Origin of the sequence: Streptomyces sp. SID13726 (assembly GCF_010548375.1) — a bacterium.
Lineage (GTDB): Bacteria > Actinomycetota > Actinomycetes > Streptomycetales > Streptomycetaceae > Streptomyces.
The window spans coordinates 1-399 of sequence record NZ_JAAGLY010000755.1 but is presented as its reverse complement, the minus strand read 5'-3'; the positions used below and the strand labels follow the sequence as shown (position 1 = coordinate 399).

Annotated in this window: 1 pseudogene; it reads right to left on the bottom strand. The window is 75.7% G+C overall.

The window, feature by feature from the left end:
- Positions 1 to 333: pseudogene (locus G3I78_RS52695) on the bottom strand (hypothetical protein); the annotation flags it as partial.
- Between the last annotated feature and the right edge of the window lie 66 nt (positions 334 to 399).

Below are 399 nucleotides of genomic sequence, written 5' to 3'. Positions count from 1 at the left end.
CGCGCGCGGGGCACCCGGTCCCGCCTGCGGGCGCGTGGGCGCGACGAGAGCGGCGGCGTACAGCTCCGCGGGCGTCGCACCGGCGAGCTGCGCCGCCGTCGTCGACCCGGCTGACGTCCCGACGGTCAGGTCGGCCGTCGTGGACACGTCCAGCCCGGCGTCGGCCAGACCGGCGACGACGCCGATCAGCCACGCGTTGCCGGTGGACCCGCCGCCCCCGAGCACGAGGGCGCGCTCGCCAGTCGTCGGGACCGGATCGGATGCCAGGAGATCAGGTACCGGGAGACCGGCGGCCGAGGTGCCCGGTGCAGAAGAAGGTGTGGTGGTGCGCATGGGAGTCGCCTCTCGCGATGGTGCGGCGAGCGCTCCCGACGACGACTACGGCCGTCGCGCGATCGT